The sequence below is a fragment of the Bradyrhizobium sp. SUTN9-2 genome (genome assembly GCF_003122645.1).
GTDB lineage: Bacteria > Pseudomonadota > Alphaproteobacteria > Rhizobiales > Xanthobacteraceae > Bradyrhizobium > Bradyrhizobium yuanmingense.
Genome location: NZ_LAXE01000001.1, coordinates 4225568 through 4238668 on the forward strand (window position 1 = coordinate 4225568; position 13101 = coordinate 4238668).

Sequence of the window (13101 nt, forward strand, 5' to 3'; positions counted from 1 at the left end):
ATTTCAAGGCGACGGAGCGGGCCGAGGGTTTGTGCTGACGGTCAGTTGGGGGGCGGGCGTCCAAGGGCTCTCGGGCCAATGAACTGCCTGCCAGGGAGCCGCTTTCCCAGGCGTCGTCGGCCAGGAGCTTGTCGGGCCCGGCGTCGGCAATGCGCAGGATGCCTTGAGCCGAGCCCATTGTGACGGCAGGCCCGCCAGGTCGAGCTCGAATGTCATGATGTCCGTCCTGTCGTCCGCGATCGGCGTGCTTTCGCGGACATGCAGGGAGCGGGAGGCCAGTATCGCCTTGACCATGTCGGGGTCGATGTTGCTGCGCCAGACCTCGTGCTTGCCGGTCCGCAGCGGAGATCCTCCGGCCGTCTTCTCCTTGTCGGCATCCGCCGTGATCAGGATCGTGCTCTTGCCGGTGGCGGTTTCGTCGACCTCGGCCGCAAATGTCAGCGGTGCGCCCTTGCTGCTTTCGCAAGACAGGCGCAGCTCCATCGTTCGGAACGCGGAGCCGTTCGCCTTCTTTGCGGTCGCGATCTTGCGGACGAATGGCCGGGCCTCTTTCTCCAGCGACCAGTTTGTCTCAGCGAGCGGTCGCATGTCGATGCCGAAACCGTGGAGCTCGGATCGCGTCAGCACGTGCAGGCTTTCGAATTTCACCGTCCGGATCAGCGAATCGAGCTCGCGACCAATTCCCATCGCGGCGATGAACGCGGCGCGATCGCGATCGGCCGCCAAGAGCCGGCGGCGCCTGTATTCCGCGACCGCCGCCGGATCGGGCCGTCCGTCGAAGGCGAGCACCAGCTTGGAATTATGGACCGCTATTGTGGCGTCGGGGGCGACCTCGCGCGATGCCGCCCCCAGAAACAGGTATGCGCAGGCCGAGTTGCACATGGCACGGGTCGTGGTGAGTTCGGCCTCGACCTCGCCGCTCGCGTTCTTGAGCTTCAGGCAAGCGGCGTCTCCCTGCGTGCCCGCGGCGCAGGCGGTCGCGATCGTGCGGCCAACCCTGGCAACCGCCTTGCGGCTGCGCAGCAACCGCGCGATCGCGTAAGACTGCTCGACGTTGCCGCCGGGCGAATGGAGATAGATCGGACGCTGCAGGTCCTTGACGGTGGCAAGGAAGCGGCGAATGCGCAGCGCAGCCTCGCGATCGATTTCGCCCTCGATGGCAATCCAGCGATCGCAGCCCGGGCCACATGCATCGGGTGGCCCCTTGGCGAGATAGATCGTCAGCCTGGAGGCGAAGCCGGCTTTCTCGACCGGCGTTGCTTCGGCTCGCAAAGTGCCCGGAAGCAGAAGCAAGGCAAGGAGGAGCAGGATACGGACATGCATGCAGCAAGCGACCACGCACGGCGAGGAAGAGGTTCGACCCTATATGAGAAACGCCGTTATCACAACTTTTGATGGGCCGGCCGGTGCACGCTTATTTCGTTCACCGGCCACCGCCAGCAACGCATCCATGCGCGGCGTGCTATCGTCCGTCAGTCAAGATCACGTCAGACGATCGATGATTTGCAACAGTCGATCGCAGGACGCCTCAATTCGTTTGAGCGGAGACGTTGCCACGCCGAGCAAAAGTCCCGGGCGCACTGGTCCGTTCGACGCATACCAGAGCGACAGCGGCGTAGGCGCAAGTCCCATCCGTGCTGCTTCCCTGGCGATGGCCAGGTCGGGTGCTCCGTCCGCCAATTGCAGCACCGCCGCCAACCCGGCAAGCGCAATGTTCGCAGTGCGCGCGCGAAGGTACTTCAGCAATGCATCGCCTTGTGCAGCGTAAACCCGCTTCGTGCGCCGAAGATGCCGCAGATAATGGCCCTCGCGCATGAAGTCGGCCATCGCGCGCTGCACCGCCGGCCCAGGCGCGGGCGCAAGGCACGCAGCAGCTTCGGCAAATTGCGACGCCAGGGCGGCCGGTGCGACGACAAAGCCCAGCCGCAGGGCAGGCGTCACCGTCTTGCTGAAAGAGCCGATGTGAATGACGCGGCCGGCGCGGTCGAGCGATGCGAGCGCCGGCGTCGCCCGGCCCTTGAGCTGAAGCTCGCTGAGATAGTCATCCTCGATCACCCATGCCTTGCTTTGCGCTGCCCAGTCGAGCAGCCGTGAGCGCCGCACAAGCGACAATGTGGAGCCGAGCGGCGCCTGCTGGCCCGGTGTCACGACCACCAGTGCCGCATCAGGAGCATGTTTCATGCCGTAATCGACATCGATGCCGTCCGCATCAACGGGGATCGGCGCAACCGACAATCGCGCGAGCGCGAGACCCTGCCGGGTAAAGGGAAAGCCAGGGTCCTCCATCCAGGCGTTCTTCTGCTCGAGTCCGAGGACGCGGAGCGCCAAGCCAAGGCCGCCGCTGAAACCGGCAGTGACGATGATCTGGGACGGCGCGCATTCGATCCCGCGCGCCAGCGCGAGGTAGGCCGCGATCTCGCGCCGCAACGCCAGCTCGCCGCGTGGATCCGGGTAGATCGCCGGTGCGCTCACCTCCGCCCGAACTGCCTGCGCGCGCATCCGCGCCAGCAATGTCCCGGGAAGGGTCTCCTGCGCAGGCACGCCCATCTGGAAGATCGCGGGCCCCGCCGTCAGCTCCTGGTACATCTCCATGAACGAGCCGGGCGACGGGGCGCTGTCCCGCCTTACTGGGAACGGGGGCCTGTCGGCGACATGGGTTCCAGTCGCGCGGCTTGCGACGATCAGTTGGGCGGATGAGAGCTTTTCGTACGCCACCCGTACGGTGCCGCGGGCGACGCCGAGTTGGGCGGCGAGATCCTGCCAGGAGGGCAGGCGTGCGCCGGGGGCGAGAACGCCGCTTTCGATCGCGGTCCTGATCCCCTTGTGGATCTGCTCGGCCAGCGGCGTCTTTGCAGATCGATCGAGCTCCAGATGCAGCGGCCTCGTCATGCCTGCGTGGTACACGAGTTTTGTACGTTCTTGGTGCTTTTTTGTGGACCAGTGCAGGGGCACCTAAGGGGGCAAGAGGGAGGGTTCATCCCCCGATCATCAAGGAGCAGGCAGATGAGCGAACGGCTCAACTACAATCACGTCGCACCGGCAGGTATGAAGGCGCTGGGCGGTGTCTACGGCTACGTCATGCAGAGCGGACTTCCCGCGACGCTTGTCACCCTGGTCTATCTTCGCGTGTCGCAGATCAACAATTGCGCCTACTGCCTCGACATGCATACACGCGACCTGCTGAAGAGCGGCGTGAAAATCGAAAAGATCGCGCTGGTCCAGGCCTGGGCCGAGGCGGGCCATCTTTTCGACGAGCGCGAGCGTGCGGCTCTCGCATGGGCCGAGACGATCACCCGCGTCGCCGAGACCAACGTCCCGGATGAGGCCTATCAAGCCGTTCGCAAAGTCTTCAGCGAGCGCGAGCTGGTCGATCTCACGATCGCGATCAGCCTGATGAATGCGTACAATCGCATGTCGATCAGCTTTCGAAATACGCCGCAGGCCGCGCTCGAGGAGGCCGCCTGACCCGAAGGGAATCAGCCGAAACAGAAAGCAGGAACCTGAAAATGACGAGAGTGATCTCCGGCGTCAAAATTCCCGACAGCCAACTGGCTCGCGAGGCCGCCGAGCTGGTGCGCAGTTACGAAGACGAGATGTTGTTCAACCATTCCGTTCGCGTCTACGTGTTCGGCGCGATGACGGGATTGCGCCAGAAGCTGAAGTTTGATTCCGAGCTTCTCTATGTCGCGGCCCTGTTTCACGACCTCGGCCTCGTCGATCACTACCATACCGCGACCAAGCGGTTTGAAGTCGACGGTGCCGATGCAGCGCGCGAGTTTCTGCGGGCACGCGGCATCGCTGATTCCCAGGCCGATCTGGTGTGGGAGGCCATCGCCCTGCACACCACGCCCGGCATTCCGCAATATATGAGACCGGAAATCGCGCTCACCAACGCAGGCGTTCTGGTGGATGTGGTGGGCATCGGGTATGATCATTACACACCGGAGCAGCGCGAGCAGGTGATCTCGGCGTTCCCGCGCGGTGACTTCAAGAACGAGTTCGTGAAGGTACAGACCTGCTCGGCGCTGAAGAAACCGCAGACGACGTTCGGGACGGTCAACTTCGACTACATCGCAGATCACGATCCGAGCTTCCAAAGGCCGAACGCGTGCACGCGGATCCGCAATGCGCCCTGGCAAAGCTGAGCAGACGCAGCGCGCTCATCGCAGGGCTATGGCATTTGAGAGCTGTTCAGCCGTTCCTGCGACCATCCTTCGAGATGCCCGCTTCAGGCGGGCTTTTCAGGTGAAAGACGGTGTGTGAGGCTGCAGCTTCCAAAAGGCACTGTCGCTGATTGGCCTCATCACGCAGACGACTCTGATCGCGTATGGGGTGTCGCTTTGTCCGGCGAAGTACGCGCGGAGGCGAGCTAGCGATTGACGCGCCCACGAATGTGATGAAAGCGAGCGAAAAGATGGCGACAATTTGGATGAGGAACTTGTTCGCATTCGCCTCTTCCATCACGCGAATGTGCGCGCGACGATGTTGCGCGCGCATGCAGCTTGTCTCGCCTCGTCAACATTGAAACTGCTGCGAAACCCCTTGTTTGATGGGGTGTCCGCGATGCTTGATTAACATTCGTTAATGAGCAAAGTCCTTTCGATCACACTGTGGCGCCGCGGCTACAGCAATTCCGTCGATCGCTGTTATGACGACCCACGGCCGGGGGGCCCACTACTGAAGAAACTGGAACGGGAATCAAATGAAGAAGAATTTGTTGCTTGCAGCTGTCAGCCTGGTCGCGCTTGGTGCGACTGCGCCGGCACTTGCGGCTGATCTCGCGGCACGGCCCTACACCAAAGCACCGCCCGCGGCGATCGCTGCGGTGTACGACTGGAGCGGCTTCTACATCGGTCTCAACGGCGGCGGCGGTTCGGCTGACACGTCGTGGGATCTGGTCGGCTTCGGTCCGGAAGGCTCCCACAATTCGACCGGCGGCACCGTCGGTGGCCAGATCGGTTACCGCTTTCAGTCCGGCCAGTTCGTGTTCGGTCTCGAGGGCCAGGGCAACTGGGCCGACTTCTCGGGTGACAACATCAGCGCAATCACCGGTTTGCGGAACCGGACGCGCGTCGATGCGTTCGGTCTGATCACAGGCCAGGTTGGCTATGCCTGGAACAACGTCCTGCTCTACGCGAAGGGCGGTGCGGCGGTCGTCAGCAACAAGTACGACGTCTACAGCGTCGTGACGGGTGCGAATCTCGACCGGGCCGACGAGACCCGCTGGGGTGCCACGGTTGGCGCGGGCCTGGAGTTTGGTTTTGCTCCGAACTGGACGGTCGGCGTCGAGTACAACCACATCTTCCTCGGCGACCACAACGTCACCTTCGCCAGTGGCGCTGTCGAACGCATCGGGCAGGACATCGACATGGGTCTCGTCCGCCTGAACTACAAGTTCGGCGGCCCGATGATCGGCCGTTACTGAGACTGACCGCTCCACGTGAGCGGCTGACGAAAGCCCCGGCCTCGGCCGGGGCTTTTTTGCTGTTTGTCTTCAGCGAGTTAACCATCTCCTTTCGGCGGCTTCCGGATCGCTTGACTCCATAGAACGAAATGAGAACAATGTTCTTCATACGTTCCAACAAGGGAGCCGGCCATGTTCAGGGTTTTCGTGGAAGAAGCCGCCGCACTGGCGTCCATCACGCTGTTCGTCGGGATGATCGCGATCTGGGCCCAGGTCATTCCGCAGCTGTAGGCCGGCTTTCTCCGACCTCTTGGGGAAAAGCGGGACGACGCGCCCAAGCGGCCGCTCCGGCGTGGACTCTCAAGCTGTGAGACCCCACCATTGAGAGGCGAGTCGGCCGCGAGTGCATGATGCCTTGAGGCGCCGGAGACCGCTCCATCTCATCTGCAAGAGGCCGTCACGCGACCATGCCGAGCGCCGGATCTGTTCACCTTCACGTTCACTCGGCCTATTCGCTGCTCAAGGGCTCGATCAAGATCGCCAAGCTCGCCGAGCTTGCCAAGAAGGACCACCAGCCGGCGCTGGCGCTGACCGACACCGACAATCTGTTCGGCGCGCTGGAGTTCTCCGACAAGATGGCGAGCTCCGGCATCCAGCCGATCGTCGGCTGCGAGCTCGCCATCGATTTCGGCGATCAGGATCCCAACGCGCGCAACGCGATGGGACCCTCGCGCGTGGTGTTGCTCGCCGCGCAGGAGCGCGGTTATCGCAGCCTGATGCGGCTGAACTCGCGCGCGTTCCTGGAATCGCCGGACAGCCATGCTCCGTTCATCAAGCTCGACTGGCTCGAGGGCGAGACCGAGGGCCTGATTGCGCTGACGGGCGGGCCGGACGGGCCGATCTCGCTGGCGCTCGCCGGCGGCATGGCCGAGCTCGCCGGGGCGCGGTGCGAGCGTCTGGCCGCTCTTTTCGGCGACCGTCTCTACATCGAATTGCAGCGCCACAACGCCGAGAAGGAGCGGCGCGTCGAAGGCGGCCTGATCGACATCGCCTACGCCAAGGGACTGCCGCTGGTTGCGACCAACGAGCCGTATTTCGCGACCACCGACGATTACGAAGCACATGATGCGCTGCTTTGCATCGCCGGCGGCCGGCTGATCGCCGAGACCGACCGTGTGCAGCTGACGCCGGATCATCGCTTCAAGACGCGCGCCGAGATGGCGGTGCTGTTCGCCGACATTCCGGAGGCGCTGGCCTCGACGGTGGAGATCGCCGAGCGCTGCTCGTTCCGGCCGATGACGCGCAAGCCGATCCTGCCGTTCTTCACCGTCGGCGCCGCAGCGAGCTCGGATGCCGCCGCCGTCGAGGCGGCCGAGCTGAAGCGCCAAGCGGAGGAGGGGCTCGCCAACCGTCTGCGCGTGCACGGCCTCTCTCAGGGCACGACGGAAGAAGACTATAACAAGCGCCTGGCGTTCGAGCTCGACGTCATCATGCGCATGAAGTACGCGGGCTACTTCCTGATCGTGTCCGACTTCATCAAATGGGCCAAGGCTCACGGCATTCCGGTCGGGCCGGGCCGCGGCTCCGGCGCAGGCTCGCTGGTGGCGTGGGCGCTCACGATCACCGACCTCGACCCGATCAAGTTCGGCCTGCTGTTCGAGCGCTTCCTCAATCCGGAACGCGTCTCGATGCCGGACTTCGACATCGACTTCTGCCAGGACCGCCGCGGCGAGGTGATCAGTTACGTGCAGCAGCGCTACGGCCGCGACCAGGTCGCGCAGATCATCACCTTCGGTACGCTGCAGGCGCGCGGCGTGCTGCGCGACGTCGGCCGCGTGCTGCAGATGCCCTACGGCCAGGTCGACAAGCTGACCAAGCTGGTGCCGCAGAATCCGGCGGCGCCGGTGACGCTGGCCGCCGCGATCGAGAGCGAGCCGAAGCTGCAGGCGTTCCGCGACGAGGATCCCGTGGTGGCGCGCGCCTTCGACATCGCCCAGCGTCTCGAAGGCCTGACCCGCCACGCCTCGACCCACGCGGCCGGCATCGTGATCGGCGATCGCCCCTTGAGCGAGCTCGTGCCGCTCTACCGCGATCCCAAATCCGACATGCCGGTGACCCAGTTCAACATGAAATGGGTCGAGCCGGCGGGCCTCGTGAAGTTTGACTTCCTCGGCCTGAAGACGCTCACCGTGCTCGACGTCGCCTGCAAGCTGCTCAAGCCGCGCGGCATCGATGTCGATCTCGCCACGCTGCCGATCGACGATGCCGAGAGCTATCAGATGCTGGCGCGCGGCGACGTGGTCGGCGTGTTCCAGGTTGAAAGCCAGGGCATGCGGCGGGCGCTGATCGACATGCGCCCCGACCGTTTCGAGGACATCATCGCGCTGGTCGCGCTCTATCGGCCGGGCCCGATGGCGAACATCCCGACCTATTGCGCGCGCAAGCACGGCGACGAGGAGCCGGAATATCTGCACCCCGTGCTGGAGCCGATCCTGAAGGAGACCTTCGGCGTCATCATCTACCAGGAGCAGGTGATGCAGATCGCGCAGGTGATGTCGGGCTATTCGCTCGGCGACGCCGACCTGTTGCGCCGCGCCATGGGCAAGAAGATCCGCGCCGAGATGGACAAGCAGCGCGACATCTTCGTCGCGGGGGCGGTGAAGAACGGCGTGCCGAAGGGGCAGGCCGAGACCATCTTCGAGCTGCTCGCGAAATTCGCCGACTACGGCTTCAACAAGAGCCACGCGGCGGCCTATGCGCTGGTGTCCTACCACACCGCATACATGAAGGCGCATTATCCGGTGGAGTTCATCGCCGCGTCCATGACGCTCGATCTGAACAACACCGACAAGCTCTCCGAATTCCGCTCCGAGGCGCAGCGGCTCGGCATCAAGGTCGAGCCGCCGAACATCAACCGGTCGGGCGCGACCTTCGAGGTCGGCGAGAACACGATCTACTACGCGCTCGCCGCGCTCAAGGGCGTCGGCATCCAGGCGATCGAGCAGATCATCGCGGAGCGCACCCGGGGCGGCCTGTTCACCTCGCTCGCCGATTTCGCCGCGCGCGTCTCGCCGCGCGCGATCAACAAGCGCATCATCGAAAGTCTCGCCGCCGCCGGCGCCTTCGACACGCTGGAGCCGAACCGGGCGCGCGTCTTTGCCGGTGCGGATGCGATCCTCGCCGCCTGCCAGCGCGCGCATGAAGCTGCGACGATCGGCCAGAACGACATGTTCGGCATGTCGGCGGATGCGCCGACCATCATGCTGCCGCAGGTCGAGCCATGGCTGCCGGCCGAGCGGCTGCGCCGCGAATACGACGCGATCGGCTTCTTCCTGTCGGGACATCCGCTCGACGATTACGCGACCGTGCTGAGGCGGCTGCGGGTGCAGAGCTGGGCCGAGTTCTCGCGCGCCGTGAAGACCGGCGCCACCGCCGGCAAGGTTGCCGCGACCGTGGTCTCGCGCATGGAGCGGCGTACCAAGACCGGCAACAAGATGGGCATCATGGGGCTGTCCGATCCCACCGGCCATTTCGAGGCGGTGCTGTTCTCGGAAGGCCTTGCGCAATATCGCGACGTGCTGGAGCCGGGCGCGGCCGTGCTGCTGCAACTCGGGGCCGAGCTTCAGGGCGAGGACGTCCGCGCCCGCGTGCTGCATGCCGAGCCGCTCGATGATGCCGCGGCCAAGACGCAGAAGGGGCTGCGCATCTTCCTGCGCGACACCAAGCCGCTGGACTCGATTGCCAAGCGTCTCGCCGGGCCCGAGATGGCGGCTTCCAACGGCGGCGCGCCGAAGGTCGGCAGTCCCAGCATCGCACCCCGCGGAAACGGCGACGGCGAGGTCTCGCTGGTGCTGATGCTCGACCTCGAGACCGAGGTGGAGATGAAGCTGCCCGGCCGCTTCAAGGTCTCGCCGCAGATCGCCGGCGCGATCAAGGCGGTGGCAGGCGTCGTCGACGTGCAGCAGCTTTAGCTTCTCCGCCACGCGTTCCGGTTTTTGCAAAGTCGTCATACTGCATCGGTTGCAACCCTGCGCTGATTCCGACTAGCATGTCCCCGGGGAATGGAATGGGGCGTGTGATGCTGCGACAGGTTGCGTTGTTGTTGGCCGTTTGTGCCATGCTGACGGGGTGCGTCAGCAATCAGGTTGGGACGGACTTTGCGTCGGTGTCGAAAAAGGTTGGTCCTCCGCGCGCGGGGCACTCGCGTGTGGTGTTCCTGCAGGACAAGAGGAGCGGCTTGAGCATGGCCATTTGCGCCTGCGAGGTGAAGCTCGACGGTGCGCCGCTCGGAAAAGTCGTGGCCGGGAAATATGCCTATGCCGACCGGCCTGCCGGGCGTCACGACGTGCTGCTCACCGAGCTGATGTTTCCGGGCGAGACCAAGCGCGAGATCGTCATGGAGGCAGGCCGGACGCATTTCTACCTGATCAAGAGCAGCCCCCGGCACGATGCGGCCATGGGCGGCGCCGTGCTCGGCGGTTTGGCCGGACTTGCGGTCGTGTCCGTCGCGACGGCGGGCGAGGCCAATCTCGGGCCGGGCGAGCTCGTCGCGCTGGATGAGGCAACCGCGCGGACGAAGCTCGCGGAGCTGGAAGCCGTCGAGTAGGGCGCGCGGTACGACGACGTGCCTCTGATCGCGCTGGCGCAGGGGCTCTTTGGCGGGTTGATCTCGAATGCATGCAGGCGGACGCATGTTCGTGCAATCGTCGGGCGCGGAATGACCGGCCTTTCGGCTTGCAGCATAGCGCGCGGTGCAGCAATCATCGGTTGCATCAACTAACATTTGTTATTTCTTCATATCGGCGCACCTATCTTCGCGACGCTTCATTCGTCCACTGACCCGAGGAGACGTCACATGTGCGACAAGTGTTCTGACACTCTGCATCACCAATCTCTGCGCCAAGACATCGCGCCGTCGCGGCGATCGGCGATGCTGTTTGGCGCCGCCGCGTTCGGCATGACCTTCGCCGGTGGAGCTTTCGCCAGTGGCGCCTTGGCCAAGGACGCCAAGCAGCCGCCGAAGCCGCAGAATGTGCTGTCGCCCGACGCGTCGCTGAAGCGGCTGATGGAAGGCAATGGGCGCTACGTCGCCGGCGTGTCGCGACGTCACGATTTCAAGCACGAGCGCGAGGCGCTGGCCGGCGGACAGAATCCGTTCGCGGCCGTGCTGAGCTGCGCCGACTCGCGCATCGCACCGGAATATGCGTTCGACGCGGGGCGCGGCGACCTCTTCGTCTGTCGCGTCGCCGGAAATTTTGCCGGCACCGAGACCATCGCAAGCATGGAATATGCGGTGGCGGTGCTGAACACACCGCTGATCCTCGTGCTCGGCCATGATGCCTGCGGCGCGGTCGACGCGACGCTGAAGGCGATCAAGGACAATACGTCGCCGCCGGGGCACATTCCCTCGTTGGTCGATGCGATCGCGCCCGCCGCAAAGGCGGCGATGCAGCAGGGCGGGGACGTGCTCAACAAGGCGATCCGGCAGAACGTGGTCGACAACATCGCCAAGCTGAAGACGGCTGCGCCGATCCTCAATGCGGCCGCGGAGCAGGGCAAGCTGAAGGTCGTCGGCGGCATCTACCGGCTAACCACTGGCACGGTCGATCTGATCGCCCAGGGCTGAACGGGCCGAGGAGCCTTGTGCCGCAGTGCGGTCGCGAGGCTTGCAGGCCTCACGTGGAGGTTCGAGGTTTGACGTGAGGTTTGGCGTGGAGGTTTGAGTTGGGCGGCGGCGCCATGCCGCCGCCTCAATCCGCGCTTTTCGTTCAAGTGCCATTCAGCTGGCCGCGCGCCTGATATGCGGTATATGCGGTGGCCACCTCAACGACAAAAGCAGGCACAAGCCATGCGTGGGACGCTCAAAGTCTTCCTCTGCCTTCTCCTGCCGATGGCGGTCCTTGCCGCAGGCGCGCCGCATCAGGCGCGTGCCCAGCAGCAGGAAAAGCGTATCGCGCTCGTGGTCGGCAATGGCGCCTACGCCAAATCGCCGCTGGCGACCACCGCGAACGATGCCGGCCTGATCGCGCAGACGCTACAGGCGGCCGGCTTCGACGTGGTCGGCGCGCGCGATCTCGACGGCGACACGCTGCGCAAGAGCTTGCGCGATTTCATCCAGAAGGCCCAGGCGTCGGGCCCGGGCACCGTCGCGATGATCTATCTTGCCGGCTACGGCGTGCAGCTCGCCGGCGAGAACTATTTCATCCCGGTCGATTCCAACATCAGCCGCGACACCGACATACCGACCGAGGCCCTGCGCATCAGCGACTATGCGCGCCAGCTCGCCTCGATTCCACTCAAGGCCAATATCGTCGTGCTCGACGCAGCCCGTGCGCAGCCCTTCATCGAGGGCGGTCAGCCGATCGCGAGCGGTCTGGCGCTGGTCGAGCCCGAGGCGAACATGCTGATCGCCTTCAATGCCGCGCCCGGCACGGTGGCGCCGGAGGAGCCGGGGCCCTACGGCATCTATGCGCAGTCGCTCGCCGAGATGATCCGCACCGGCGGCCTGCCGCTGCCCGAGGTGTTCGACCGCGTCCGCCTGCGCGTCAACGAGGCCTCCAAGGGCGCGCAGGTGCCCTGGAACGAGCAGAAGATCTCGGCGCCATTCTCGTTCTTCGAGCGCGCGCCCGATGCGCCGCCGCCGCAGGCTGCGCCCGACCAGGTCGCCGCGATCCGCGGCAAGCCGATCCGCGATCTCGGGGTGCAGGACGCCTATGCCGCCGCGCTCGAGCGCGACACGCTGGCGGCCTATGAAGAGTTTCTCGCGGCCTATCCGAACGATCCCCTCGCCAAGCGCGTGATGGCGATCGTTGCCGCGCGCCGCGAAGCCATCACCTGGCGGCGGACCTACCGGACCGACACGCCGGAGGCCTATTGGTCGTATCTGCGCCGCTATCCGCGCGGGCCGCATGCGGCGGATGCGCGGCGCCGCCTTGCGATCCTCACCGCGCCGCCCGAGCCGCCGCCGACCTTCGCGATGATCGACTACGACGTGCCGCCACCGCCGCCGGAGGAGGTGGTCTATGTCGATCGCCCGGTGCTGTATTTCAGCGATCCCGATTTCGGCTTCGCGCCGCCACCGCCGCCGCCGGTCTATTATCTGCCGCCGCCGCCGCCGGATTTCGTCGTGCTGCCGCCGCCGCTGCCGGTGGTCGGTCTGTTCGTGCTGCCGCAGCCGGTGTTCGTGCCGATCCCGGTGTTCGTGAGGCCGCCGGTCTATGTCGCGCCGCCGCCGAACAACATCATCTACCAGAACATCCACAACACCACGGTCATCAACACCGTGATTAACCGCCCGCCGGCGCCGCCGCCGGCCGCGGGGCCGGCGCTCGGATCTGGGATCGGACCTGGCAATCTGGCGCCGGCGGTTGCCGGCCGCGCCACGCCGGCAGGTCCGGCCGTGCCGCAGGCGGTCGTTCAGCGTGCCGCCCTGATCCAGCAGGGCAAGGCGCCGATGCCGCCGAGCGCGACCATCCAGCCGACGGCAAGGCCGGGTATCGCGACTCCGGCTCCGGCCAATGTCGCCCCTGGCACGACAGCGCCGCCGCCCGCCGGCGCCAAGCTGCCGCAGGCCAATACTGTGCCGCCGCCGGGAGCTCCCGGCAGCCCGCCAGCCGGAGCGGCGCCCGGAGCTGGGACGCCGGGAGGCACACCCAGTCCGACCGCAAACGCTCCCGCCGGCAGCGCCGCTACAACCC

At 65.4% G+C, this 13101-nt stretch carries 9 protein-coding genes; 7 read left to right on the top strand and 2 right to left on the bottom strand.

The window, feature by feature from the left end; genetic code table 11:
* Positions 1-3: 3 nt before the first annotated feature.
* On the bottom strand, positions 4-1323 hold the full coding sequence (locus XF30_RS19665; protein WP_244608980.1) for a hypothetical protein: 1320 nt from the start codon (positions 1321-1323) through the stop codon (positions 4-6).
* 159 nt (positions 1324-1482) lie between these two features.
* The gene (pdxR, locus tag XF30_RS19670) at positions 1483-2889 is read right to left on the bottom strand and encodes a MocR-like pyridoxine biosynthesis transcription factor PdxR (protein ID WP_192893425.1); all 1407 of its coding nucleotides are present in this window, start codon (positions 2887-2889) and stop codon (positions 1483-1485) included.
* 114 nt (positions 2890-3003) lie between these two features.
* Here pdxR and XF30_RS19675 point away from each other — a divergent pair, with 114 nt between their 5' ends.
* The 7 genes from XF30_RS19675 to XF30_RS19705 all read left to right on the top strand — a co-directional run.
* Positions 3004-3465, top strand: coding sequence for a carboxymuconolactone decarboxylase family protein (locus XF30_RS19675; RefSeq protein ID WP_036025271.1), 462 nt, complete (start codon positions 3004-3006; stop codon positions 3463-3465).
* Between the two features lie 41 nt (positions 3466-3506).
* Positions 3507-4145, top strand: coding sequence for an HD domain-containing protein (locus tag XF30_RS19680; protein WP_036025269.1), 639 nt, complete (start codon positions 3507-3509; stop codon positions 4143-4145).
* A 557-nt stretch (positions 4146-4702) separates the two neighbouring features.
* Positions 4703-5425: an outer membrane protein gene (locus XF30_RS19685; protein WP_109143607.1), complete on the top strand. Its 723-nt coding sequence runs from the start codon at positions 4703-4705 to the stop codon at positions 5423-5425.
* Between the two features lie 446 nt (positions 5426-5871).
* On the top strand, positions 5872-9375 hold the full coding sequence (gene dnaE / locus XF30_RS19690; protein WP_109143608.1) for a DNA polymerase III subunit alpha: 3504 nt from the start codon (positions 5872-5874) through the stop codon (positions 9373-9375).
* 146 nt (positions 9376-9521) lie between these two features.
* On the top strand, positions 9522-10010 hold the full coding sequence (locus XF30_RS19695; RefSeq protein ID WP_225113130.1) for a DUF2846 domain-containing protein: 489 nt from the start codon (positions 9522-9524) through the stop codon (positions 10008-10010).
* 249 nt (positions 10011-10259) lie between these two features.
* On the top strand, positions 10260-11030 hold the full coding sequence (locus XF30_RS19700; RefSeq protein WP_109143609.1) for a carbonic anhydrase: 771 nt from the start codon (positions 10260-10262) through the stop codon (positions 11028-11030).
* Positions 11031-11252: 222 nt separating this feature from the next.
* On the top strand, positions 11253-13101 hold a 1849-nt coding region (locus tag XF30_RS19705), incomplete at its 3' end, for a caspase family protein (RefSeq protein WP_192893194.1).

What these genes read in the sequence shown, in the direction of transcription:
- XF30_RS19665 (WP_244608980.1), bottom strand. Translation starts at nt 1,323, where the DNA reads ATGCATGTCCGTATCCTGCTCCTCCTTGCCTTGCTTCTGCTTCCGGGC.
- pdxR (WP_192893425.1), bottom strand. Translation starts at nt 2,889, where the DNA reads ATGACGAGGCCGCTGCATCTGGAGCTCGATCGATCTGCAAAGACGCCG.
- XF30_RS19675 (WP_036025271.1), top strand. Translation starts at nt 3,004, where the DNA reads ATGAGCGAACGGCTCAACTACAATCACGTCGCACCGGCAGGTATGAAG.
- XF30_RS19680 (WP_036025269.1), top strand. Translation starts at nt 3,507, where the DNA reads ATGACGAGAGTGATCTCCGGCGTCAAAATTCCCGACAGCCAACTGGCT.
- XF30_RS19685 (WP_109143607.1), top strand. Translation starts at nt 4,703, where the DNA reads ATGAAGAAGAATTTGTTGCTTGCAGCTGTCAGCCTGGTCGCGCTTGGT.
- dnaE (WP_109143608.1), top strand. Translation starts at nt 5,872, where the DNA reads ATGCCGAGCGCCGGATCTGTTCACCTTCACGTTCACTCGGCCTATTCG.
- XF30_RS19695 (WP_225113130.1), top strand. Translation starts at nt 9,522, where the DNA reads ATGCTGACGGGGTGCGTCAGCAATCAGGTTGGGACGGACTTTGCGTCG.
- XF30_RS19700 (WP_109143609.1), top strand. Translation starts at nt 10,260, where the DNA reads ATGTGCGACAAGTGTTCTGACACTCTGCATCACCAATCTCTGCGCCAA.